Source organism: Legionella clemsonensis, from assembly GCF_002240035.1.
GTDB lineage: Bacteria > Pseudomonadota > Gammaproteobacteria > Legionellales > Legionellaceae > Tatlockia > Tatlockia clemsonensis.
In genome coordinates, this window is record NZ_CP016397.1 from 48,410 (window position 1) to 72,359 (window position 23,950).

A 23,950-nucleotide genomic window follows, 5' to 3' on the forward strand; every position below is an offset into this window, starting at 1 on the left:
CGCTAAATTAATGGATTTTTGTCGGCGCTGCTCATTCCTCTTTAAGACGGATAAGCAATTGAGTTTCTGTATGAAAGAAGAAGTTTTTTTTCGCCCCGAAGTGCTTCAGCATAAAAAAGAAAAGATATATGGGTCAATCTATATTAATACGCCGCCAGGTTATACGTTTCTAACCATAGGTTTTTCTTTGTTTATTTTTTTAATTATTTTATTTCTAATTTTTGCTGAATTTTCGGAAAAATTTATTGTTTCTGGATATGTAAACTCAACCAAGGCATTTGTGCGTGTCTATCCTAAAATGAATGGGATTATTGCTGAAAGCTACATTCATCAAGGTGAAAGAATAGCCAAGAATAGTAATTTATTTCTTATTGATACGTCTTTTAAAAGCAACGAACAGAATATGGCTGCCCAATTGGAAAAAAGACGTAAACTCATTGAAAAAGAAATTGCACAAAAAAGCAAAAATCTTGCTGCCATGAGACAGTTATTACAGAAAAACTATTTATCGCAGGCTGAATATAACCAAAAACAAGAAGAACTGTACGAGCTTAAAAATAAAGAAAGCCTTCTTGAAATGGATAGAATTAATTATCAGCAGAGCCGCTCCTTTATAATCCATGCTCCTATAGAAGGTATTATTTCCAGTGTGCTTTACAAAGAGGGACAATACATTACTAGCTCCAAGTTACTATTAACTATTATTCCTACTGATGCTGAATTAATAGCAGAATTATTTATTCCCGCCAGAAAAGCCGGTTTTCTTGATACCAATAGTAAAGTTTTAATTCGCTATGATGCTTACCCTTATCAACGTTTTGGAACTTATTCAGCAACGATTAAAGAGATTAGTCAAAACATCATGACAGATGAGGAGGAGGAAAAACCCATTCGTATAGGAGAGCCTTATTATAAGGTTATTGCCAGTCTGGAAAGACAACATGTCATGGTGTATGGGAAAGAGAAGAAAATTCAGCATGGTATGACCATATCAGCCGTAGTTGTAGGCTCAAAAAGAAAGTTATGGCAATGGATTTTAGATCCTTTGTACAGTTATTATGGGAAATTATTTACATGAGTTACGCGGCAACCCTTCAATTTAAAAAAGGCAGTCAATTACCAGTTATTCTCCAGGATGAAGTGGCTGAGTGTGGACATGCCTGTGTGGCAATGATTAGCAATTTTTGGGGGCATGAACTTGATTTACGTGCTGTCAGACGTATAAGCAGACCTTCGCAGCGTGGTGTAACGCTACTTACTCTGAAAGAGATGTTTGAAAATTTAGGCTTTATGACCAGGCCACTGCGGGTATCTTTGGAAGAGTTGCACCAGGTCAAAACACCCGCGGTCATTCATTGGAATATGAATCATTTTGTCGTTCTGAAAAAAGTAAACAAACATTCTATCATAATTCATGACCCAGCAATTGGACTTAAGCACTGCAGCATGGAGGAGGCAGGTAAAGCATTTACCGGTATTGTGCTTGAAGTTGAAAAATCAGACAATTTTCAAAAAATTAGAGACCGTAGTAAACTAAGTTTATATGATTTGGTGCAAAATGTTTATGGAATTAACCAATCGCTCCTATTATTAATTTTACTTTCTCTTTCGATTGAAGTTTTACACTTATTAAATCCACTGTTTATCCAATATGTTACTGATGATGTCATCGGTTCTAGTGATATTAATAATCTCTACATTATTGCGTCTGCATTCATTCTTTTAATTTTAATTCAGGTTTTTACTGAATATATTCGTGGTCATTTAATAATTTATTTAACAAACAATCTGACGGAAAAATTTTCTGCAAATGTCGTCAATCATATTTTAAAATTGCCACTTGATTTTTTTGAAAAAAGACATAAAGGCGATATTCAGTCAAAGTTTCATTCGATTGATCAAATTCAAAGGAAAGTCAGTACGGATTTCGTCAATGCTGTGCTTGACGGATTGATGTTAATTATTAATCTGCTAGTGATATTGCTTTATAGCTATCTATTAACTTCAGTGGTTCTATTCTCGCTGTCTCTTTGCTTGATTATTCGCTATTTGTTTTATTATTCTTTACGCAAAGAAACAGAGGCCTCTATTGTACAACATGCAAAATCAGCTTCTGTATTTCTGGAGACGCTGCAAGCAATTATTCCAATAAAATCATTTGCAAAAGAGCGAGTACGATTTCATACCTGGCGCAATAGCTATGTCAATTCACTGAATGCAGATATAAAAATAGCTAAAATTCATGTAATTTATCATTGTGTAAATCAGTTATTGTTTCACTTGGAGCCGATTCTTGTTATTTGCGTAGGCTCTTCATTGGTTTTGCATAATCAATTTTCCGCAGGAATGTTAATAGCCTTTCTTGCCTATCGTCAATCATTCGTAAATAAAGCTACTTCATTGATGCAAAATTTAATTGATTACAAATTAATTTCCATCCAGTTAAATCGATTAAGTGATATTTTATTTCAGGAGTATGAAGAAGTCCGCTCAGGCTCGGGAAATGCAGAGCAAATGAAAGGTGCCTTATGTTTAAAAAAGGTTAATTTTAAGTATGATGCCCATGGTAAAACTATTTTGCAGGATATTAATATTAATATAAAAGCAGGAGAAAAGGTAGCTATAATCGGACCTTCCGGGTGTGGTAAATCAACGTTATTGAAGGTGATGATGGGGCTATTGCACAAAACCAGCGGTGAGATTTATGTCGATGGGATACCTCTTGATGATTTTGGATTAAAAAATTACCGTGAGTTAACGGCTTCAGTAATGCAAGATGACTCACTGCTCACAGGCTCTATTCTTGATAACATTTCTTTTTTTAGTGAAGAAATGCATCTTGAAGACATTTATGCTGCTGCAAAGTTAGCCTGCATCCACGAGGAGATTTTAAAATTACCCATGGGTTATGAGACCCTGGTGGGTGATATGGGGTCTACTTTATCTGGAGGCCAGAAGCAACGTATTTTATTAGCCAGAGCCTTGTATAAAAAGCCAAAAATATTGTTCATGGATGAAGCAACCAGCCATTTGGATGTAACGAATGAAAAAAATATTAATTATACTTTACGGACATTGGAAATTACCCAAATTGTCATTGCTCATCGAATTGAAACAATTCAAATGGCAGACAGAATTATTGATCTTAACCAGATTAATGTGTTGCCGGAGTAATTAAATATTATTTAACTTGTTTTAAGCATGCTTCCTCGATATTTTAGGCCTTGGCCCAGGATTATTTTCAATATTTAGCCAAGGCCTCGGCCTTATATATTAGTGTTAGTAAAGCGCTAAAGTCATGAACTCAAACCAATCACTTATCAAGAATAACTCAAGTATTGATTTGGCACCGGCTGTAATTGATCAAATATTTCTACAACTTTGTTACCTTTTTCAACCGTGCTTACTACGCGTTCTTCATTCGATTGTTGAGATGAGGTTTCCATTATAAAATCCCTTCCCTGATGCTCCATGCTAGTACAAAGCCAGACTTTATTAGAAAAAACAAAATTTAGTGAATAATCCTCGACTGCTGAGTAAATCCGAATTTCTACGTGTTCCGGATCTATAGTGGCAGGCTCAAAATTGACGCTTACAGAAACAATTCCGTCTTCTAAATTTTCGCCCGTGACCACAAATTCTTGTGCTTCACCTGCAGTTAAGTTATGGTCTTTCAATACTGAAAAAATGGGGGTTGGCAAATTTCGTAAGAGTTGTCGTTCCAGGGTAGATAAATTGGGGGTGAATAATCTCATAGGTGTACTCCAAAAGGGGTTAACGAACTTCAATTATATAAATTTTGTACAATTTGAACAAAATATAATTTGGAATGCTGTTATGCTTATTGGGAATACCTGTAATAATAGAGAGCAATTAATGGCGTTATCTTGCGCAGATTACCGTTATCCTGAGCAAGTAAGGATCCCAGCAGATAAACTCCCGCTCTTTACTTACAATTCTTCGCTTTGCTCAGGATAACGCCTTATTGTTATAATTTTAGATTAGTATGATTTTATCCTGCTGCCGTTGCTTATCCAAGTTGATTACTTTATAATCCGCGCGTTGAAAGATGGGTGAATTTTGTGAAAGATAAGCGTGGCGTCAGTGGTGTTAAGCGTTTATTGGTAGCACAGCTAGCTATTTGTATAGTGATAGCTCTGATTTTGCTACTGATTTGGGGAAGTAGGGAAGCGCTGTCAGCACTCCTTGGAGGATTTGTTGTTATAATTCCTACAGCACTTTTTGCAAGAAAACTTTTTCGCTACCAGGGAGCCCGAGCTGCAAGACAAATTGTCAAAAGTTTCTATGTTGGTGAAGCTTTAAAAATTGTTGCGACCATTGTCTTATTTACTTTCGTATTTATGTCATTCAAAATAGCCCCTCTTGCGTTTTTCTTAACCTACATTGTGGTGTTAATGAGCCATTGGTTCGCACCCTTGTTTTTTGTTAACAAACTAAAATAGGCCGAAAAGTGACTGAAATGATATCAAGCACAGACTATATCAAACATCACCTAACCTACCTAACCTTTGACGTCAAAACTATGAGTTTGGGCACAGGTGGGTTTTGGACATTAAATCTGGATACTCTCTTTTTCTCTGTCGTTACGGGTATTATCGTTTTGGCGCTTTTGTATTTCGGTGCTCGCAGGGTCACTACCGGAATTCCTGGGAAATTACAGAATTTCGCGGAGATTATGCTGGAATTTGCCGATAATCAGGTAAAAGATTGCTTCCATGGTAAGAATAAATTAATAGGCCCTCTGGCATTAACTATTTTCGTTTGGGTTTTTCTCATGAACTTCATGGATATTGTGCCTGTTGATGTTTTACCGTTAGCAGCACAGTCTTTAGGAATTCATTATCTCAAAGTAGTGCCAACGAACGATTTAAATTTAACATTCGCGTTATCGCTATCTGTTTTTATTTTAATTCTTTTTTACAGTATCAAGATTAAGGGTATAAAAGGGTTCACTAAAGAATTAGCACTACAGCCTTTTAATCATTGGGCCTTTATTCCTTTTAATTTACTATTAGAGCTAGTGGGCTTGATTGCAAAGCCAATCTCACTGGCACTTCGTTTGTTTGGAAATCTTTATGCTGGCGAATTAATTTTTATTCTGATAGCCTTGCTAACCTTAAATGCAACAGTATCCTCAGTAGCAACTACTGCGACCTTAGGAGCTGCGCAATTTTTACTGGCGCTGGCATGGTCTATATTTCATATTTTGGTTATCACGTTGCAAGCGTTTATTTTTATGGTGTTGACTATTGTTTATCTTAGTCTGGCTCATGAAGATCATTAATTTTAATTTAAACATTGTCCATTAAGGGGATTTATATGCAAGCTGCAAATTTAATAGCACAAGTTCAAGGTATGACTGTTATCGCAGTCGCACTGTTGATTGGTTTGGGTGCTTTAGGTACCGCAATCGGTTTCGGTTTGTTAGGTGGAAAGTTTCTTGAAGGTTCTGCTCGTCAGCCAGAAATGGTTCCTATGCTGCAAGTAAAAATGTTTATTGTTGCTGGTCTTCTTGATGCGGTAACCATGATCGGTGTAGGTATTGCATTGTTCTTTACGTTTGCTAACCCTTTCCTAAGTAACTTAGGTTCTTGATAACACCTAATGGGGCGGGCAACGCCCCCCGAATGTTACAGGAGAAATGACCTTGGATATTAATCTAACATTAATTGTACAAATGCTTGTCTTTGCTGTATTTGTCTGGTTTACCATGAAATTTGTTTGGCCGCCTTTGGCTAAGGCAATGGAAGAACGCCAAGACAAGATTGCTGATGGTTTGGCATCTGCAGAACGTGGACGTAAAGAATTAGAACTGGCTCAGCATCGTGTGAAGGATGAACTGAAACAAGCTAAAGCACAGGCTTCTGATATTATCGAAAAAGCCACTCGTCGTGCAGCACAGATGATTGAAGAAGCAAAAGAAGACGCGAAGCTGGAAGCACAAAAGCAAGCTAAAATTGCTCATGAGCAGTTACAGCAAGAATTTAATCGTGCTCGTGATAACCTGCGTAAAGAGGTTGCTCAACTAGCCGTGGCCGGTGCGCAAAAGATTCTTATGCGTGAAATCGATGAGAAGGCAAACAGTGAACTACTGGATAGTCTAATTAAAGAGATTTGATATGGCAGATACAATAACCATTGCCAGACCTTATGCAAAAGCTCTATTTGAATACGCTCTGGCTGTTAACAAGCTTAGTAAATGGTCTGAAATTTTACAGGTTTTGGCTGTGTCAGTAATGAATGAGGCTGCAATTCAATTTATAACCAATCCTGAGACCACAGAAGAGCAACACCAAGAATTGTTAATGACGCCTTTTGTCAACTCCACAAATAATGAGCTAAAGGCTATTGAAAACCTGGTTTCTTTATTGGCGAGTAATAAGCGGCTTCTACTTCTTCCTGATATAAAGGTATTGTTTGAGGCGCTACGTGCCGAACAGGAAAAAACACTTATTGTTAAGGTTCGCAGTTTTTATGAACTGTCTGAAGCACAAAAAGAGCAACTTAAACAATCATTACGCCAGCGTTTAAAGCGTGAGGTGACGCTTGAAGTAAATATTGACAAATCATTGCTGGGCGGCGCGGTTATTCAGGCTGGTGATTTGGTAATTGATGGTTCGGTGCAAGAGCAGTTAAAAAGACTGGGTGCCCGATTGGCCGCATAATAGAGAGGATAGATTTCATGTCAGAACAAATAGCATTAAACCCATCTGAAATCAGTGAATTAATCAGAAGTAAAATTGAACAATTTAACGTTGTTTCTGAAGCCAAAAATGAAGGAACAATTGTCAGTCTTAAAGATGGTATCGTTCGTCTTCATGGTTTAGCGGATGCCATGCAAGGAGAGATGATCGAGTTTCCCGGCGGTATCTATGGCTTGGCATTAAACCTGGAGCGAGATTCCGTTGGTGCTGTAATTCTGGGTGATTACTCTGAGTTGTCTGAAGGGGACAAAGGTAAATGTACAGGTCGTATTCTTGAAGTTCCTGTTGGTAAAAGCCTTTTAGGTCGCGTTGTTGATGCCCTGGGTAACCCAATTGATGGCAAAGGCCCTATTAATGCCGAAAAAATGTCGCCTATCGAAAAAGTAGCCCCAGGTGTTATTTCTCGTCAATCAGTAGACCAGCCTGTACAAACTGGGTTAAAGGCAATTGATGCAATGACACCAGTGGGTCGTGGTCAGCGGGAGTTAATTATTGGTGATCGTCAAACCGGTAAATCAGCAATTGCTATTGACGCTATTATTAACCAAAAAGGTACTGGCGTTAAATGTATCTATGTGGCAGTAGGTCAGAAAGCGTCTTCTGTTGCTGCAATTGTGCGCAAACTTGAAGAACATGGCGCAATGGAGCATACCATTGTGGTGGTGGCTGGTGCCTCTGATTCAGCGGCGCTGCAATTTATTGCTCCCTATTCAGGCTGCGCAATGGGCGAATACTTCATGGAACGCGGTGAAGATGCTCTTATTGTTTATGATGATTTGACCAAACAAGCTTGGGCTTATCGTCAGATTTCATTGCTATTGCGTCGCCCACCAGGACGTGAAGCTTACCCTGGAGACATTTTCTATTTACATTCTCGTTTATTGGAGCGTGCAGCAAGAATTAATGCACAAGAGGTTGAGAAATTAACAAATGGCGAGGTGACTGGTAAAACCGGTTCACTCACTGCCTTGCCAATTATTGAAACGCAGGCAGGTGACGTTTCTGCGTTCGTACCAACAAACGTAATCTCCATTACCGATGGTCAGATTTTCCTTGATGTTGACTTGTTCAACTCAGGTGTTCGTCCTGCGATTAACTCTGGCTTATCCGTTTCACGTGTGGGTGGCGCTGCACAAACTAAGATTATGAAGAAGCTGGGCGGTGGTACTCGTCTTGCACTGGCACAGTATCGTGAATTGGAAGCTTTTTCTCAGTTTGCCTCAGATCTTGATGATGCAACACGCAAACAGTTGGAGCGAGGACAACGTATTACTGAGTTGATGAAACAAAAGCAATATTCCCCGCTGTCTGTGGCTGAAATGGCTGTTTCACTTTTTGTCGTAGAAAAAGGTTTCCTGGATGACATTCCCGTTTCAGAAGTCACTGCGTTTGAAGCCGCCTTGCATGGCTATATGCGAGCTTCTCATGCAGCCTTGTTGAAAAAAATTAATGAAACAGGTGCTTATGATAATGACATCGAAGCTCAGTTAAAGAGCGCGGTAGAAGAGTTTAAGCGCACTGGTAGTTGGTAACAAGCCGCCGACTTAATGGCGGCCAAGCGATTATAGTGATTGCTGTTTAGTAATCTGTCTTAATTAAAGGCGAAGCAAGATATGGCTGGAGCGAAAGAGATCCGTTCAAAAATTGCGAGTATAAAAAACACGCAAAAAATAACTCGAGCAATGGAAATGGTTGCCGCAAGCAAAATGCGTAAAACGCAAGACAGAATGCGTGCATCCAAACCTTATGCAACAAAAATTTATGATGTGGTTAAACATATAGCTCGAGCTACCTCTGAATACCATCATCCCTTCATGATCCAACGAGATGCTAAAAGGGTGGGTATGATTGTTGTAACTTCCGACCGTGGATTGTGCGGTGGCTTGAATGCCAATTTATTGCGAGAAACAATTCGTATAATGCGTCAATGGCAACATGAAGGGAAAGAAGTTGATCTGTGCGTTATTGGTCGCAAAGGGCAGGCTTTTTTTAGACGTGTTGGAGGTCATGTAACCGCTGCTGTTGATCAGCTCGGCGACAAACCGGGTATTAAGGATTTAATTGGTGTTGTAAAGGTAATGATAGATGCATTTTACGACGGTACGATTGATGCCTTGCATATTGTGTACAATGAATTTATTAACACAATGACTCAACGACCAACGGTCAAGCAATTATTACCGCTGCCAATTTCTGATGACGATAAGAAAGATCTTGGCCATCATTGGGATTATATCTATGAGCCTGATGCCAAAGAGCTGCTGGATGGATTATTGGAGCGATACATAGAACTGCAAACCTATCAGGGCGTTGTGGAGAATATTGCATGCGAGCAAGCTGCAAAAATGATTGCAATGAAAAGTGCTACTGATAATGCAGGTGAATTAATTAAAGAATTTCAATTGGCTTATAACAAAGCCCGACAAGCTGCTATTACACAAGAGTTGGCAGAAATTGTCGGTGGTGCAGCCGCTTTATAAGAGGGTATATTATGAGTAGTCTAGGAACAGTAGTTGAAGTTATTGGTGCGGTTGTAGACGTTGAGTTTCCCCGCGATAACGTTCCCAAAGTTAATGACGCGCTTCAGCTTGTTGAAGGAGACTTAGTCTTTGAAGTCCAACAACAGTTGGGAGACGGCGTTGTCCGAACCATTGCGATGGGTACAACCGATGGTTTAAAGCGCGGTGTCAAAGCTGAAAACACTGGCAAGCCTATCCAAGTTCCTGTAGGTAAAAAAACCCTGGGTCGTATTATGGATGTTTTGGGGCGTCCAGTGGATGATGCTGGTCCTATTGATGCAGATGAGACGTGGGCTATTCACCGTCAAGCTCCAAGCTATGAAGAACAAGCTGGAAGTCAGGAGTTGCTGGAAACTGGTATTAAAGTCATTGACTTACTCTGTCCATTTGCGAAGGGTGGTAAGGTTGGTCTCTTCGGTGGTGCCGGTGTAGGTAAAACCGTTAACATGATGGAATTGATTCGTAATATTGCTATCGAACATAGCGGTTACTCTGTATTTGCGGGTGTGGGAGAACGTACTCGTGAAGGTAACGACTTCTATCATGAAATGAAAGATTCTAATGTACTTGATAAAGTATCTCTCGTGTACGGACAAATGAACGAGCCACCTGGAAACCGTCTGCGTGTGGCATTGACTGGTCTTACTATGGCAGAGAAGTTCCGCGATGAAGGCCGTGACGTATTATTATTTATTGACAATATTTACCGTTATACTTTGGCCGGAGTTGAAGTGTCAGCTCTGTTGGGTCGCATGCCGTCTGCGGTAGGTTATCAACCGACATTGGCTGAAGAAATGGGTATGCTGCAAGAGCGTATTACCTCTACCAAAACCGGTTCTATTACCTCTATTCAGGCAGTCTATGTCCCTGCGGATGACTTAACAGATCCGTCACCTGCAACCACCTTTGCTCACTTGGATGCAACAGTAGTGCTTTCTCGTCAAATTGCTGAGTTAGGTATTTATCCAGCAGTAGATCCTTTGGATTCAACTTCTCGACAATTAGATCCGCTTATTGTTGGTCAAGAACACTACGATACAGCGCGTCGTGTACAGCAAACACTGCAACGTTACAAGGAATTAAAAGATATTATCGCTATTCTCGGTATGGATGAATTGTCTGAAGAGGACAAGCGAGTGGTATCTCGTGCTCGTAAGATCCAACGCTTCCTGTCTCAGCCATTTTTCGTTGCTGAAGTATTCACCGGTTCGCCAGGTAAGTACGTTTCATTAAAAGACACCATCAAGGGATTCCAGGGAATTCTTGCGGGTGAATATGATGATTTACCTGAGCAGGCATTTTATATGGTTGGTAGCATCGAGGAAGCTGTTGCTAAAGCTAAAACCTTATGAGGCAAACAGACATGGCAATAACAACGCACTTAGATATCGTCAGTGCTGAGCAGGAAATTTTCTCCGGTGTCGTCGAAATGGTCGTCGCCACTGGAGAGCTTGGGGAAATTGGAATTGTACCTGGACATGCGCCTTTGTTAACTCTTTTAAAGCCTGGGGAGATTCGCGTAACGTTACCAGGTGGTGCTCAAGAAGTTTATTATGTTTCGGGTGGAATGCTGGAAGTGCAGCCTTACTACGTCACTGTCTTGGCAGATGCTGTTGAGCGAGCTGAGGAAATTGATGAAGCTGCAGCTTTGGCTGCTAAAGCACGCGCTGAAGAAGCAATAGCCAGCAAAGGTGCGGATTTGGATTACTCAAAAGCCGCGGCTGAACTGGCAAGAGCTGTTGCCCAAATTCGTGCAATTCAAAAAATTCGTAAGCACGTTAAGTAAACCACAACTGAACTGCTCGTCAGACAGTTCAGTTATTCTCTAGTAACAAGAAGTATTTTTCGAATACCTTTCTGCGTGGATATTCTTATCCTATTATGACCTATTGTATTTTCCGCAGAAAGAGACATAATTTATCACGAATATTTATTTTGCACAGACTGTGAATAACTTTATAATTTCATTGGTAACTATTTTCCCTTTCTGATAACTACATGATTGAATATAAAAAAATTTAAAAAGAAAAACTTTTTACATTCAGTGCATGTGGATAACTTTGTGAATTTTATGAGAAGATGCAGTGAATAAATCGCTGCCATTCGCATCTTTACAGGCTTTATGCTAGATTATTCACATTAGCCAGGGTAAACGCATCTAATAAGGTATAGCCAATCACAATGTCCATGTTCCCCGCTTTAAGTGCGGTACGTAGATAGAGATGGATAAATTTGTGAGGAGCTCAGGCATAAAGCACGGCAAATAGACAAAGCAATCTGAGCTTATTTAGCCGTATTATTCTGCACATAGAGCCTTAAAGCAAGAAAGTTTGTTGGCTAATATTTTGCAAATAATTGTAATTTGCCCTTATTAACCCAATTTGCATTATCGCAAATTCAGCATGAATCATAAGACTTATGAACCAGCTTATCGAACGCAAACCATTAACTGAGTTTACTGAAAAAGCTTATCTTGATTATTCAATGTATGTCATTCTTGATAGAGCTTTGCCCCACATAGCCGATGGCTTAAAACCAGTGCAACGCCGCATTGTTTACGCGATGTCTGAGTTAGGACTAAAAGCAACGGCCAAGTATAAAAAATCAGCTAGAACGGTAGGGGATGTATTGGGTAAATTTCATCCTCACGGTGATTCTGCCTGCTATGAAGCCATGGTACTTATGGCGCAACCGTTTTCTTACCGCTATCCTTTTGTAGATGGCCAAGGAAATTGGGGATCTCCTGATGATCCGAAATCATTCGCCGCAATGCGCTATACAGAAGCTCGTCTATCTCCCTATGCCGAAGTAATGTTATCAGAATTACAACAAGGTACGGTTGACTGGGTGGATAATTTTGATGGGACTTTACAAGAACCAGCATTATTGCCAGCACGTTTACCCAATGTCTTACTTAATGGTGCAACAGGAATTGCAGTAGGAATGGCCTCCGACATATTACCACATAATTTAACGGAAATTGCTGACGCCTGTGTTTATTTATTAGACAACCCAAATGCTAGTCTGGACGACATATGCACTTATGTAAAAGGCCCGGATTTTCCTACGGAAGCCGAAATTATTACCCCAAGTCATGCCCTTCGCACAATGTATGAAACAGGAAACGGTTCAGTTAAAATGCGTGCCGTTTACCGTCAGGAAAAGCACGATATTGTAATTACAGCGCTTCCCTATCAAGTTTCTGGGGCAAAAGTTATTGAACAAATTGCACTACAGATGCAACAGAAAAAATTACCCATGATAGAAGATTTACGTGATGAATCAGATCATGAGCATCCTACTCGTCTCGTCATTGTTCCTAAATCAGCTCGAGTCGATATTGATGGAGTCATGTCTCATTTGTTTGCCACCACTGATTTAGAACGCAGCTATCGGGTCAACTTTAATATGGTTGGTTTAGATGGCAAACCGCGAGTGAAAGGATTAGTTACCATTCTGCAAGAGTGGTTAAGCTATCGTTTGTTGACCGTTAAAAAGCGTTTGCAATATCGTCTGGAAAAAATTCTGGATCGCATTCATGTTTTAGAAGGGTTGATCATTGCTTTTCTTAATATAGATGAAGTCATTGCTATTATTCGAGAACAGGAGAATCCTAAAGAAGGATTAATGGAGCATTTTAAACTCAGCGAAAGACAAGCCGAAGCTATTCTTGAGATGAAATTGCGACATTTAGCCCGGCTTGAAGAAATTCGGCTGCGAGCAGAGTTGGATGAATTAAGTAAAGAGCGTGATTCTTTACAGGCCATTTTGGCCAGCGAGAAGCGGTTAAGAACATTAGTAAAAAATGAAATTACTGCCGATAAAAAGCAATTTGGTGATGCTAGACGCTCACCTTTAGTAGAACGTCAGGATTCGCAAGCATTAAAAGAAGAAGATTTTCTACCCAATGAGCCTATCACGGTAGTGTTATCGCAAAAAGGTTGGGTTAGGGCTGCAAAAGGCTATGATATAAACGGCCGCGAATTAAACTTTAAAGCCGGGGATGATTTTAAAGCCCAAACCAATGCCAGGAGTAATCAGCAAGTACTGTTTTTTGATAGCGAAGGCAAGGTCTACACCCTGCCGGGCTACACATTACCTTCTGCCCGAGGACAAGGTGAGCCACTCACAGGAAAATTAAATCCTTCTGACGGAATGTTATTTGAAGCACTTATTGGAGGTGATGCGGAAGATTGGGTCGTATTGGCAAGTGATGCCGGTTATGGTTTTATTACGCAGTTAAAAGAGTTATATGTGAAAAATCGTAATGGTAAGGCATGCATTAAATTACCTGAAAATAGTCGTGTTTTACCTCCGCGCTTAATTAGCAATAAAGACGCACAGTATATTGCTTGTGTAACGAATGTAGGGCGTTTGCTTCTCTTCCGTGCCAGTGAGCTTCCTCAGCTTAGTCGTGGGAAAGGAAATAAATTAATTAATATTCCCACCTCCAAAGCTATTCAACGTGAGGAATTTGTCGTTGACTTACAGATATTGTTTTTGGAGGATGCACTGACCGTTCATGCAGGTAAACGACATTTCACCTTAAAAGCTGCTGATTTTGAACATTATCAGGGTGAGCGTGGTCGCCGAGGAAATCGCCTGCCGCGTGGTTTACAAAATGTCACCGCATTACAAATTACTGCAGCAGCTACCGAAAAATAACATGAAATTATCTGCCAGAACATTACGCCTTATTTTAAACTGCTACCCTCCGTTCTGGGGGGCTGGTATTAAAGTAGAAACAATCAGCAGCAATTTCTCCTTTGCAAGAGTATCAATGGCATTCCGTTGGTATAACAAAAACTACATGAGAACGCAGTTTGGGGGCAGCTTGTACTCCATGACCGATCCTTTTTTTGCGCTAATGTTAATCCAACGTTTAGGTTCTGAATTTGTGGTTTGGGATAAGCATGGTGAAATTAATTATATTAAACCAGGTGAAAGCCGGGTTTATGCCGATTTTATTCTCGAGGACGAGCAGTTGGAGCATATAAAAACAGCCACCGTAGAAAAAGGCAAATTCCTTCCTGTCTTTCATACTGAAATTTATGATGAAAAAAAACAGACCATTGCGACAGTAAAGAAAACACTTTATGTCAAACGAGTAGCAAAACACTAACGATTTGGAAGGTTTCCCGTGAAACAATGAAAATATCATGCTTTTATTAAAGTAATGCTTCTAGGTAGTAATCAAGCTGAACTTAAAAACTTTGGGTAATATCTATTGATTATTTTCATTGGAACAATTCGGCATGGAGTCTGAATTTAACTGTCTAGAGAATATCCCAAAGTTAGAATAGAGCAGGGCTTTGGCAGCTAAAGAGTCTTGATGATAAAAATCATTGTAATTAGCAATGTAAGAAGCAGGTGGATGAATATTATAATAAGCCAAACGCTCTTTAATAAGCTTATCGGTTGTTGTTGTTTTTTATCTCCCATAATAGGAATTGAGCCATTTGGGAACCTGGTGTTGATGGAGATTTAGCTGCAGCTTGTAAATAAAAGGGTAATGGCATCTTGCAGACGTTTTTCAAGATAAAGAAAATGTTTTCTTTCAGCATAATTTTCTATCTCTCCTTGTAATAGTAAGCCGCAAGCCAAAAGACTTAGCTCTGTATTCTTTTTCTCTAATATATCAATAAGGTGACCAAGCCAAATTGCATCAATTTCAAAGGGGAGACGTATTTTTAAAATTAAACCGCTTTTCCAATGGTTCGGTCAGTAGTTTGGTTAATTGTGAAAGTAATTCTTGAGCACCGAAGCCAGGGGTATAAATACCTGTATGAATACATATTTGTTGATAACGTTGTTCCATTTTTAGTATGTCGAGATTGTTTTTTAATCCCCATTTCAAAATTTGTTGATAGCTAAAAGTTTGTTGCTAATTTTTAAATGGCATCTGCAGCCATAAAATGGCGATGAAAATTAAAATTATAAGAATTGGCAGGATAATGAGTTCTGCCCTTTACATTCGGAAAGTTATCGATGTCGGTTGTTTTTAAGCTAAAATCTCTATTAATATCCTGATCAAGCCAATCCTTACCTAAGGAAAAAACAAACCATCTGGTAATGCGATAGCCTCTTTTTTGATGATTAATTAAACCCATCAGACTGACATGCTGCGGACAAGCATCATCATTTTCACTGATTACCTCAGCCACTAATTTTTCGGCAAAACTGTGAGATAACAAGGTTTCTACGCTAGGACAAACTATTTCTTTTTCTTGATAATCGGCAGGTGCTTGGCTGCTGTATGGCAGCATCGGTTTGAAATTTGGTGGATCAATTGAAACTGTACCTTGAATATTACTTTTGTCATCAAGAACAATATACTCTTCCGAAACACTCTCTCCTAATACCCTGCGCATGCGAACGCTGTATGCCACGACAAATATTGCGGATAAAGATGAGTAAGTTTGATTAATTGGTCGATATACACCAGTTTTTTGCGTGTTATCCGTGTCAATAAATCTAACAATAATCGAATCATGATGCGTGGAATGTTTAATTCTTAATTGGCTACTGTATAAAATCTTCACTGGCAGGTGTAATTTTAATAAAATTAATTGGCAATTATAGACCAATCGATACAAATCAATACATTATAATTGATGCAAATTTAATTGTTTCTCTTCATCAAAATTTGTTATAAGCAAGGTGGCGGCAGTATAAAGTAATAAGATGATCACAAAAACAATAAAATGATATAATTTCGATTTTAACAGTTATCGCCCGGTGCCGTGAACAACATTTCTTGTGAAGTGAAAAGGAGGCTAATTGGGTGCCAAAAGAGTTTGAATGCGGCAAATAGTGAGTTCTATTTAACGAACATAAAATATTTTGGCGCCAATTTAGTCCCCGTTGCCACCAATTAATTTGTTCACGGAAATGAGGGTGGTTAACATTTAGACTTAAATTTCTTTTTAAAACTCTGGAATTGGCAACTTAGATGAAGCAACGAGCTCTCTTTCTTGTGTTAGCGTTTATTTTTTTTGAATGGTTAGATTTCAGCCTTTATCTTTATTTGGCGAAATCTGTTTTTGCAAAAGAGTTTTTCCCTGCCTCGAATTACAGTTTAATATTATCGTTTACCTTATTTGCCGCTGCCTATTTTGCACGTCCCTTAGGTGGATGGTTTTTTGGTCGCGCAGCGGACCTAAATGGACGTCGTCATCCTATGCTTCTTTCTGCTGCTTTAATGGGAATAGCGACATTAGGAATTTGCATTCTGCCAAATTATCAGCAGATTGGATTAGCTGCAACTTGGGGATTATTATTACTACGCATTGCACAAGCATTAGCTTTAGGCGGGGAAATTAATACCTCAGCGATGTTTTTGGTGGAGCATCACCCAACCAAGCCCCTCATCGCCGGTGGGTTGGTGGCAGTCAGCAGTGCTTTAGGCATGTTTGTGGGCGGCTCTTTAGCAAGTCTCTTGCAACTAATCAATTTTGAACAGGCGTGGCGCGTCGTTTTTGCAATCGTTGGTCTATTGTCTTTATGGATTTGTCGCTTACGAAAACAATTGACAGAATCCCCTGAATTTCAAAAAAATTATGCTAAGGAAATTTATCCGTGGAGACCTTATTGGCAAGGATTGGTTAATATTGCTGCCATGGGAGTTTTTGTTAGTGTGATGGTTTATATTTGTAATGTTTTTTGGGTTTCTTTTGCAGTTGATCAACAATTTATGACAAGGACTCAATGCTCGTGGCTAGGTTCTCTGGCGCAATTTATTTCTGCGGCGTTGGCTTTACCGGTTGCTTATTTTAGCCGCCCTCAATATGCCTATCGTTTGATTCAGGTGAGTATGCTTATTCTCATGCTAACAGCGCCCTTGCTTTTCCATTTTACGACATTACATTATCGATCAGCGACACTGCTTTTTCTGCTAGCTTATGCGCTGTCCAACAGTTTACTTTGTGCTGCTCTTTATTACTTTCTCTACTTGCAGTTGCCATCCCAATATCGCTGCCGTGGTGTTTCTACAATTTGGGCTTTGGCTGCAAGTGTTGGTGCTATTAGTTTACCTTTGGCTGAGCAAGCCAAAATTATGGGCGTTTTGTGGCTACCTGGAATGTTTGTAAGTATTACCGCATGCGTCTGTCTTATGCTGCTTCATTTCTCACATGAAAATAGTAAACCACTCCTTGCTGCTTGGCGACCATCATTGCCTGTTGCTGATTAATTGTATTGTCACCTCATTTACAAGCCAGTCGAGTATCACTTATTGCTCACTGAATTTACAATGTATTTTATGCGAATGCATTATTGCTTTTAAAAATACTATTGAACTAGAGAAGCTTTTCTGCTTAATATGAATATTCAATAAGGGAAAAATGAATAAGGAATGAGCCATGCCACTGCCAGCGAAGGCGTTACGTTATGGCCAGTTAAAAAGAAAAACTGCTGGATCAGCAGTGCCGACATCAGGACATGAAGTTTACAAGGTTGAATTTACTGATACTGATGGTCAAATAAAAACTGGATTTTATAAAGAACTAATCCCCGATGGGATTGGGGACGGAAGCTATCCCGCGCTATTAGCCAAATACTCTGTAGCGGCTAGTATTCTGGTTCGTCTTGCCTTGGGTGAGCGTGCTGCTGAAGAAAGATTGGTGTTCGATGAGCATGGGCGAATTAAGGGTACCGTTTCAATTACTCTGCCGAATTACATCCCTTTGGCTGTCTCTGGTCAATCCTTGCCTGCCGATTTACAAGAAAGAGAATTAGTTTGCCCATCCACCGAAACCTTATTAAAATACAATGTTGCAGAGCTTTTAGTAAGTGCCTGGCGGATAAAATGTGATGATCGTCATCCCGGCAATTTTAGTCTCTTTGGTCTGATTGACTGGGATATGGCCCTTTACCCTTACACCTACATTATGAAAGGCAAGCGCTGGGTGGATGGTATACTTAAAGAACTACCAGAGAAAGGAATGAAATTGCTTTCGAAGGATTTGGATAATTTTCCTGTTATTGAAGGACGTACTCATACACCAACCAATTCCAAGCCTGGCAATATTAATCTGGCAAAGCGCTTTCAATCGTTTCTTGAGTTTCAGAAATTAGCTGCAAACCAGGCGCTAAAAACGGAAACAGGGGATATTTCCTGGCAAGAGCAATTTTTCAGTGCTCTTTTAAAAGAATTGCTTACTTTTGACCCTGATATGCTACGTGCGCGTCTGCAGGAATATTTTGGACAAGAGTACGCATTGTATTATTCTTCTATTCCGCAAGAACTACGAAAACGCTGGGAAGAAAGCTATCCAGATCTAACCAAGCATCTACAGAATTTTTTTGGTAAAGCTGACATTATTAACTTAGATTACCGTTATCTTTCAGAAGACAGACTAGAACAATTTAAGAAGACATATCCGGATGTATTTCATTATGTAGAAGAGCATTTTGAAAATGAGCTAAAGCTTAGCAGTTATTCACTACCTAAGGAGAAACGTGATGAATTGAAAATCCTTTATCCCGATTTAGTTAATGAGCTGGAACTTGATTTTTATGCGCTGCCACAACATAAAAGGGAACAATTAGAAAAAACCTACCCGGATCTCTTCAATGAGAAAACAAATACACAGTCTTTTGTTAATCACATTATGCAGGTTTTTCAACGAGAATATAATGAACTATACGATGCCGTGGTATTGTATGCAGGCTGTACGCAAAATAATAGTGGTGCTCCTGTAGTAGGCTTTAATCGTTTTTTACGCAATAAACCGTCTGTTTTTCACAAAATTCAAGCTTGGGCAGCAAGTGAGAATGAAAAAATGCAAGAGCATTGGGAGAGATACGAAAAAGAGAAAGAAAACCACAATGCCCTGAATGCTTACACGACACCACCAGGAGGTCGTTATAATCTGCAAAAGATGACACAGCGTTATCACCAAATTTGGCGTGATGCACATCGACAAACCATCAAAGCAATCATCAATAGTGGTGAAATTTTAATTCATGATTTCGCTAACGCATTGCGCAAAAATCCTTTGCCAATGGCAGTGAAAAACGAAACGGATGTCAGCACCCTAACAGAATCATTTGAGCTTATTGATGATCCAAAGTTAATTACGGAGTCAGAAACTGTAGATTGTGACGATGCCAGTAATTCGAAACAAGGATTAAAGGCTTTAGAGGCTTTTGTGTATGAGCTCCATCAATGTACAAAAAAATATTACTCCGTAAACACAATAGAGCTGCAGGCTAGTGATAATCAGGAATTTTGTACTGCTGTTTCACAATTAATTATTAAGTCAGAAACAGAAGTTTTACCCCATTTGACGAGTCCGAAATGGGCCCGGGCCTTTGCGGATTGTATTAAAGATCTGCAGGAATTTTATAATGGATTGCATTTTCAACGTCATCTGATTAGTAAGGATGTGGAATTGAATAAAAATGCAACACATGATTATTCGGCCTTGTTGAACAGGAAACATACTGATCGAGAGGTAATATCCACTTGTCTGAAAACTTTATTTATCTGGGTTAATACCTTAGAGGAAGAAATCTTTAATAGCATGATTCTCAATAGCATCGAAAGCTATAAGCCTGTTTTTTATAATGTAACTGCCCAACGCTATCGAGCTCCCCATGTAGAAGCTTATTTGAAATCTACCAAGCATACTTGTGCGAATCGCTTGGCAACTATTTTAAGTGAGGGGGGATTAGAGAGTTCTTCCTTGAACACGCATTTGATGAAAAATCTTATACCCATGATGATCACAGCAACAGAGGCCCAAGTTGAGGTTAATTTGTTAAGTGTGCGAAATGCGATTGAACATGGAAATTTTCAAGCTGAATTTTATGCAAAACAAGCACAAGAATATGTTAAAGAGGACGAGCAATTTATCATTCCTGTTTCTAAGGCTCGCATTAAACAATTTAATAATGCGATGTTTGTCTGGATTGCCAGGAAATCCGATAAATTTATCGAAAAACTAGTTACTTCTGCGAAAAAAGACTATAAAGGCTGGGGTTTTTTTGGTGGTTCGCGGGTGCTCGAAGTCAATGGTTTTCTAGAAGAATTTCGGGCGAAAAAATATTCAAAGGAAAAACTTATTGCCATGATTTTAACTAACGGTGGTAATGAAGAGAGTTCTTTAAATACCCACTTATTAAAAAGAATTCTTACAAACATGAAACAAGACAGCAGCTCTAAAAAGATACCATTGCCTGTCGATTTAAGTGACATCACTGAAGCACATCTGCCCTATTATGGCACCCAGCTTAAATTCTATGCAAAACCCAAAACCTATGAAAAAACAGCAGAATCTAAAGTAGCCACTGTAGAGCCTAATTATTAAGAGCAGGATACGCCGATCAAGATCTGCGGCAAATCTTACACGCTCTCTATTAATGAGTTAAGGTTTGGGGCATATAAAGGGATAAATCTTGATGAATCTCTACCAATTCATCATGGAGACTTTGCATTCCACTGACATCAAACTGCCCTTTCCCCGCCTTGCCAATTAAATGATTGTATTCTTCGTTAACAAAGGGCAAAGAATAATTATATTCCTCCACTTTTAACGTATCCTGTAAATTGTTTACCAGGCTTAATAAATCTGCTGTTTTAATTTTGATTGCTTCAAAATCTGAAGCCTCATAATTGCTGTTTTGTGCAGAAGGTTGCCAGGAATCATAGAGCAGCTTAAGTGCTAAAATACTTAAAGGCAGTAAGACTAAGAAGCCTAGAGCCACTCCAGCATACAGCATTGGAGCAGTAGAATTGCCTGCATTGTTTTCTGCAGCAGAGAGCATCGGTGGTGTCGCATTGCAAGAGAGAGAATTACAGGGTCGTGGTGCAGGAAGGTAAGTGACCTGTGGCTGTGACCAAAATTGAAAAGGAGTAAGTTTAGAAGTCGATGAAGTCAAAGCAGTAGGCTCTTTAATGATCAATTTTTGATGGTGAGAATAGGTAGGCTGCTCGGTTTTGGGAGTATCAAGCCCCCTCTTTTCAGCTATAGGATTGAGCTGCGGTTTTTCAGGAATGGGTAGCCCTTTTAGTTCATATTGCCGCCCTATCCAGGCATGCATGGAATTCATTAATTGTTCTACCATCTCTCGAGTGCTGCTTACCAACTGCAACTGACTGGTTTCACTAGCATGTTGTATTAATTGATTAACCACCTGATTGACCTGTTGTAGTAATTCTTTATTAGCCATCTGTAAATCAGCAGGAGTCGTGTCAAAGCGCGCCAAATTATCTTGATTTGCAATAAAATTATCCATTTTTTCTTGCCGTTGGGTTAGCATTTTTTCCCACCAACGCAAATCCTGCTTTGCTTGAATGAATTGATGGTAGAGGTTGGTATTCGCTTCTAGAACCTGCATAATATTATGCTGGGAATGTTGAATAAATTGTTCAATATTTTTTAGTAGCCCAAGCATTTGCTCCCGAAACTGAATTATCGTAAATACTTCGCCTGCCTGATCAAAAAGTTGCAGCAGCTGATCCAGGATCCCTTGAAAGCGCAAAATTTCCTGGAGATCAATTAAGCTATTGCGATAAGCATCCTGTACAGCTTCAGGTAAAGCGGCTACAAATTTAAAATCCGGACACTGGGAAAGTGTTTCAGCTGACAACTCAAGAACATTTAATTGTGGATTTATCGCCGATTCTTCATTTATTTTAGCAAGTTCATCAGAGCGCATTGTGCCACAGGCCTTGGCTGCTAAAGTAGGAAATTCTTTTTTTGAGTCAAGCTGAGGTTGTGTTGGTGTGGCGAAATGCTCCCAGTAAGGATGAGGATTAACAGCGGAATCAGATAGGGCAAAATGCAATATAGTATGTCTTAATTCTGCGACCTGATTTAATTGTTGCTGTACTTGATGTATTTGGGTCTTCAATTGTCGGGAGTGAATTTCATTTTCAATGGTTTGCTGTTGATGTTCGATTGTAAGGCGACAATCACTCAAAAAAAGTCGGTCACTACCAACAGTTGCAGAGGTATGTATTTCTACTGTTCGCAAATAGTTATGCAATAATTGCAATTGTTTGGTGACATATTCAGCATTATCCGTGACGGAGAGGCGTTTAAGTATACGGATAATATCCAGTAACACATAATTCATGGGTTGATTGAGATGACTCGCAGGCAAATTGCTATTACGCAGTAATAGATAATCACCTATGGTACGGGTCATGGTTGCCAGTTCTGGCCAATTTAATCGTTGATTATCCACCAGGCTAATGTGAAAATCTTCGGTGCTAAGTGATTCTCGTGGCCGATATTCTGGATAAAAAAACCAGGAATTCTCATTAATATTGGTGAAGGCAGAATCCTCGTTAGTAGAAAACCAGCTGTTACTCGTTTGTAACAGATCAGCGTCTAATCCCGAATTTGCTCTTGCGCTTAGAATTCGTGTTCTAAATTGTAATTCTTCAGCGGTGTAACATTCTTCATTGTGAAGAACACCAAAAATAAGTCCAAAACGTGATTGTGCAGGCATAGCACGATAATGAACATGATGATATTTACTGCGCATAAGCACTCTCCCTGTATTGGTTTTTTGTTATCTTGACTACCCTCCTGGCGGCCAACAAAACCCGATGAGTGAACACACTAATTGAAGCGATGACAGTGCAATCTCTAAGTTTTAATCAAGCTATTTTTTAATTTGCCATAAAATGACTGGCACTTACAATATGTGGTTAAATCATTCACTAAATCTGAAATATTGCACAAATATGTTAGACTCTTTGTTTGGAGATAATTTTTTAATATTGATTTTATCGTGATGCTTAATGATTATATAAAAACGCTGCCGCAATTTTTTATACCAAAACAGCTGTTAACCCAGCTTTCAGGACTTTTGGCGAATGTTCGCTCACCAGCAATTAAAAATTTACTAATTCGCCGCTTTATTCGGCAATTTTGCGTTGATATGCAAGAGGCTCAGGAGCAAGATCTGGAAAAATATGGCTCCTTTAATGAATTTTTTATCCGTCATTTAAAGGCAGAATGTCGACCCTTGGCTACTGCAGATATCGTTTCACCCGTCGATGGATTTATTAGTGAAATAGGAACAGTAAAGCAGGGACAAATTTTGCAGGCTAAAGGTCGTTACTATACGGTGGAGCAATTATTAGCCTGTCAACCGGCATTAAGTGAGCAATTTATTAACGGCTGTTTTGCCACACTTTATTTATCGCCTAAAGATTATCATCGCATCCATATGCCTATCGACGCCACGTTAAGAGAGATGATTTATGTTCCAGGCAAATTATTTTCCGTACAACCTGCTGTTGCCCGCGTTGTTCCTCATCTATTTGCTCGTAATGAACGGCTGGTTATTTTTTTCGATACCAAAGTAGGACTCATGGCAATAGTATTAGTTGGTGCTGCTATTGTAGGAGCTATCGGAACCAAGTGGCATGGTGACTTAAAACGCTCGCGCAAGAAGCAATTTTTTAGCTATGCAGATCTAGAGCAAACTAATATCGCCATGTTACAAGGTGAAGAAATGGGCTATTTTAAGTTAGGCTCCACGGTTGTCCTGCTATTTGCCGACGGGGAAAAAGTTCATTGGCTTGATAATTTATCAGCAGGTCAAAGCATTCGCTATGGTCAGGCGTTTGGGAGAATAGCTTCTAATAGCGATGGCGCTTCAAATTAAACAAGTCGTTGAATAATGACTATTGAAATAGATACTTTACCCATAGAATGGGTATAGCTATATACTTAGTATCATTAA

The 23,950-nt window shown here is 39.4% G+C and carries 20 protein-coding genes; 16 read left to right on the forward strand and 4 right to left on the reverse strand.

Features of this window, described 5'->3' with window-relative positions:
- The first annotated feature begins 70 nt into the window (after window positions 1–70).
- Window positions 71–1,078, forward strand: coding sequence for an HlyD family secretion protein (locus clem_RS00215; RefSeq protein WP_157698124.1), 1,008 nt, complete (start codon window positions 71–73; stop codon window positions 1,076–1,078).
- Complete coding sequence (locus clem_RS00220) at window positions 1,075–3,174, forward strand: peptidase domain-containing ABC transporter (RefSeq protein WP_198333147.1); 2,100 nt, start codon at window positions 1,075–1,077, stop codon at window positions 3,172–3,174. The genes clem_RS00215 and clem_RS00220 overlap by 4 nt, the downstream gene beginning before the upstream one ends.
- Before the next feature lie 146 nt (window positions 3,175–3,320).
- Here the strand turns inward: clem_RS00220 and clem_RS00225 are convergent, their stop codons facing one another.
- The gene (locus clem_RS00225) at window positions 3,321–3,755 is read right to left on the reverse strand and encodes a hypothetical protein (RefSeq protein ID WP_094089767.1); all 435 of its coding nucleotides are present in this window, start codon (window positions 3,753–3,755) and stop codon (window positions 3,321–3,323) included.
- A 327-nt stretch (window positions 3,756–4,082) separates the two neighbouring features.
- Here clem_RS00225 and clem_RS00230 point away from each other — a divergent pair, with 327 nt between their 5' ends.
- The 11 genes from clem_RS00230 (at window position 4,083) to clem_RS00280 (ending at window position 14,366) form a co-directional block, all read left to right on the forward strand.
- A complete protein-coding gene (locus tag clem_RS00230; protein WP_232505516.1) occupies window positions 4,083–4,463 on the forward strand; it encodes an ATP synthase subunit I in 381 nt (126 codons plus the stop codon).
- Between the two features lie 17 nt (window positions 4,464–4,480).
- Complete coding sequence (atpB, locus tag clem_RS00235; RefSeq protein WP_094089768.1) at window positions 4,481–5,305, forward strand: F0F1 ATP synthase subunit A; 825 nt, start codon at window positions 4,481–4,483, stop codon at window positions 5,303–5,305.
- A gap of 35 nt (window positions 5,306–5,340) precedes the next feature.
- On the forward strand, window positions 5,341–5,616 hold the full coding sequence (gene atpE, locus clem_RS00240; RefSeq protein ID WP_028385819.1) for a F0F1 ATP synthase subunit C: 276 nt from the start codon (window positions 5,341–5,343) through the stop codon (window positions 5,614–5,616).
- Between the two features lie 52 nt (window positions 5,617–5,668).
- The gene (locus tag clem_RS00245; protein WP_094092222.1) at window positions 5,669–6,139 is read left to right on the forward strand and encodes a F0F1 ATP synthase subunit B; all 471 of its coding nucleotides are present in this window, start codon (window positions 5,669–5,671) and stop codon (window positions 6,137–6,139) included.
- A gap of 1 nt (window position 6,140) precedes the next feature.
- Window positions 6,141–6,686, forward strand: a complete 546-nt coding sequence (locus clem_RS00250; protein ID WP_094089769.1) for a F0F1 ATP synthase subunit delta — start codon at window positions 6,141–6,143, stop codon at window positions 6,684–6,686.
- Between the two features lie 17 nt (window positions 6,687–6,703).
- On the forward strand, window positions 6,704–8,257 hold the full coding sequence (atpA, locus tag clem_RS00255; RefSeq protein ID WP_094089770.1) for a F0F1 ATP synthase subunit alpha: 1,554 nt from the start codon (window positions 6,704–6,706) through the stop codon (window positions 8,255–8,257).
- Between the two features lie 81 nt (window positions 8,258–8,338).
- Window positions 8,339–9,205: a F0F1 ATP synthase subunit gamma gene (gene atpG / locus clem_RS00260; protein WP_094089771.1), complete on the forward strand. Its 867-nt coding sequence runs from the start codon at window positions 8,339–8,341 to the stop codon at window positions 9,203–9,205.
- Window positions 9,206–9,216: 11 nt separating this feature from the next.
- Window positions 9,217–10,596 (forward strand): F0F1 ATP synthase subunit beta, encoded by a 1,380-nt coding sequence (atpD, locus tag clem_RS00265; protein ID WP_094089772.1) that lies wholly within the window; start codon window positions 9,217–9,219, stop codon window positions 10,594–10,596.
- Window positions 10,597–10,607: 11 nt separating this feature from the next.
- Window positions 10,608–11,030, forward strand: a complete 423-nt coding sequence (locus tag clem_RS00270) for a F0F1 ATP synthase subunit epsilon (protein WP_094092223.1) — start codon at window positions 10,608–10,610, stop codon at window positions 11,028–11,030.
- Between the two features lie 632 nt (window positions 11,031–11,662).
- The gene (parC, locus tag clem_RS00275) at window positions 11,663–13,909 is read left to right on the forward strand and encodes a DNA topoisomerase IV subunit A (protein ID WP_094089773.1); all 2,247 of its coding nucleotides are present in this window, start codon (window positions 11,663–11,665) and stop codon (window positions 13,907–13,909) included.
- Between the two features lies 1 nt (window position 13,910).
- The gene (locus tag clem_RS00280) at window positions 13,911–14,366 is read left to right on the forward strand and encodes a DUF4442 domain-containing protein (RefSeq protein WP_094089774.1); all 456 of its coding nucleotides are present in this window, start codon (window positions 13,911–13,913) and stop codon (window positions 14,364–14,366) included.
- 549 nt (window positions 14,367–14,915) lie between these two features.
- Here clem_RS00280 and clem_RS14670 read toward each other — a convergent pair.
- Together clem_RS14670 and clem_RS00285 are read right to left on the reverse strand one after the other, a co-directional pair.
- On the reverse strand, window positions 14,916–15,062 hold the full coding sequence (locus tag clem_RS14670; RefSeq protein ID WP_157698125.1) for a hypothetical protein: 147 nt from the start codon (window positions 15,060–15,062) through the stop codon (window positions 14,916–14,918).
- A 73-nt stretch (window positions 15,063–15,135) separates the two neighbouring features.
- Window positions 15,136–15,786 carry a hypothetical protein gene (locus clem_RS00285; protein ID WP_157698126.1) on the reverse strand — a complete coding sequence of 217 codons (651 nt, stop codon included), beginning with the start codon at window positions 15,784–15,786 and terminating at the stop codon, window positions 15,136–15,138.
- A 410-nt stretch (window positions 15,787–16,196) separates the two neighbouring features.
- Here clem_RS00285 and clem_RS00290 point away from each other — a divergent pair, with 410 nt between their 5' ends.
- Together clem_RS00290 and clem_RS00295 are read left to right on the forward strand one after the other, a co-directional pair.
- Window positions 16,197–17,435: an MFS transporter gene (locus clem_RS00290; protein WP_094089776.1), complete on the forward strand. Its 1,239-nt coding sequence runs from the start codon at window positions 16,197–16,199 to the stop codon at window positions 17,433–17,435.
- A 169-nt stretch (window positions 17,436–17,604) separates the two neighbouring features.
- Window positions 17,605–20,556, forward strand: coding sequence for a hypothetical protein (locus tag clem_RS00295; RefSeq protein WP_094089777.1), 2,952 nt, complete (start codon window positions 17,605–17,607; stop codon window positions 20,554–20,556).
- Window positions 20,557–20,605: 49 nt separating this feature from the next.
- Here clem_RS00295 and clem_RS00300 read toward each other — a convergent pair whose 3' ends face one another.
- Window positions 20,606–22,741 carry a hypothetical protein gene (locus clem_RS00300; RefSeq protein WP_094089778.1) on the reverse strand — a complete coding sequence of 712 codons (2,136 nt, stop codon included), beginning with the start codon at window positions 22,739–22,741 and terminating at the stop codon, window positions 20,606–20,608.
- 252 nt (window positions 22,742–22,993) lie between these two features.
- Between clem_RS00300 and asd the strand changes: the two genes are divergently transcribed.
- Window positions 22,994–23,872 carry an archaetidylserine decarboxylase gene (gene asd, locus clem_RS00305; RefSeq protein WP_094089779.1) on the forward strand — a complete coding sequence of 293 codons (879 nt, stop codon included), beginning with the start codon at window positions 22,994–22,996 and terminating at the stop codon, window positions 23,870–23,872.
- The last annotated feature ends 78 nt before the right edge of the window (window positions 23,873–23,950 follow it).

What these genes read in the sequence shown, in the direction of transcription:
- clem_RS00215 (WP_157698124.1), top strand. Translation starts at nt 71, where the DNA reads ATGAAAGAAGAAGTTTTTTTTCGCCCCGAAGTGCTTCAGCATAAAAAA.
- clem_RS00220 (WP_198333147.1), top strand. Translation starts at nt 1,075, where the DNA reads ATGAGTTACGCGGCAACCCTTCAATTTAAAAAAGGCAGTCAATTACCA.
- clem_RS00225 (WP_094089767.1), bottom strand. Translation starts at nt 3,755, where the DNA reads ATGAGATTATTCACCCCCAATTTATCTACCCTGGAACGACAACTCTTA.
- atpB (WP_094089768.1), top strand. Translation starts at nt 4,481, where the DNA reads ATGATATCAAGCACAGACTATATCAAACATCACCTAACCTACCTAACC.
- atpE (WP_028385819.1), top strand. Translation starts at nt 5,341, where the DNA reads ATGCAAGCTGCAAATTTAATAGCACAAGTTCAAGGTATGACTGTTATC.
- clem_RS00250 (WP_094089769.1), top strand. Translation starts at nt 6,141, where the DNA reads ATGGCAGATACAATAACCATTGCCAGACCTTATGCAAAAGCTCTATTT.
- atpA (WP_094089770.1), top strand. Translation starts at nt 6,704, where the DNA reads ATGTCAGAACAAATAGCATTAAACCCATCTGAAATCAGTGAATTAATC.
- atpG (WP_094089771.1), top strand. Translation starts at nt 8,339, where the DNA reads ATGGCTGGAGCGAAAGAGATCCGTTCAAAAATTGCGAGTATAAAAAAC.
- atpD (WP_094089772.1), top strand. Translation starts at nt 9,217, where the DNA reads ATGAGTAGTCTAGGAACAGTAGTTGAAGTTATTGGTGCGGTTGTAGAC.
- clem_RS00270 (WP_094092223.1), top strand. Translation starts at nt 10,608, where the DNA reads ATGGCAATAACAACGCACTTAGATATCGTCAGTGCTGAGCAGGAAATT.
- parC (WP_094089773.1), top strand. Translation starts at nt 11,663, where the DNA reads ATGAACCAGCTTATCGAACGCAAACCATTAACTGAGTTTACTGAAAAA.
- clem_RS00280 (WP_094089774.1), top strand. Translation starts at nt 13,911, where the DNA reads ATGAAATTATCTGCCAGAACATTACGCCTTATTTTAAACTGCTACCCT.
- clem_RS14670 (WP_157698125.1), bottom strand. Translation starts at nt 15,062, where the DNA reads ATGGAACAACGTTATCAACAAATATGTATTCATACAGGTATTTATACC.
- clem_RS00290 (WP_094089776.1), top strand. Translation starts at nt 16,197, where the DNA reads ATGAAGCAACGAGCTCTCTTTCTTGTGTTAGCGTTTATTTTTTTTGAA.
- clem_RS00295 (WP_094089777.1), top strand. Translation starts at nt 17,605, where the DNA reads ATGCCACTGCCAGCGAAGGCGTTACGTTATGGCCAGTTAAAAAGAAAA.
- clem_RS00300 (WP_094089778.1), bottom strand. Translation starts at nt 22,741, where the DNA reads ATGCGCAGTAAATATCATCATGTTCATTATCGTGCTATGCCTGCACAA.
- asd (WP_094089779.1), top strand. Translation starts at nt 22,994, where the DNA reads ATGCTTAATGATTATATAAAAACGCTGCCGCAATTTTTTATACCAAAA.